The sequence below is a fragment of the Parvimonas sp. D9 genome (assembly GCF_035282565.1).
Taxonomy (GTDB): domain Bacteria; phylum Bacillota; class Clostridia; order Tissierellales; family Peptoniphilaceae; genus Parvimonas; species Parvimonas micra.
Window position 1 is genome coordinate 1 of the sequence record NZ_JAYKBM010000142.1, and the last position, 273, is coordinate 273.

Consider the following 273-nt stretch of genomic DNA (forward strand, 5'->3'; position numbering starts at 1 on the left):
TGGAGTCGTCCTTATTTGAACCCAAAATCTCAATTTCATGTAAATTACATCTACACAACCCATGTGTATGTAGCCACACTTCATTTCCATCATAAACTGCTTGAACAGTATATAAACTTGTAGGAGAAGGAAGTACATTTGATTTAGCTGCTAATTCAACCCATTTTTTATTTAATAGTCTTTCAGCACTTTCATCGCAAAGAGCAACCATTTCCGGAATCCTAGCATAGATAAGCTTAAGCTGTAAATGATAACCCTTTTTAGGATTACCTT

Annotated in this window: 1 protein-coding gene; it reads right to left on the bottom strand. The window is 34.8% G+C overall.

Features of this window, described 5'->3' with window-relative positions:
* A partial coding sequence (locus VJI94_RS08360) for a DUF4026 domain-containing protein (RefSeq protein ID WP_324009027.1) occupies positions 1 to 273 on the bottom strand: 273 nt, incomplete at both ends.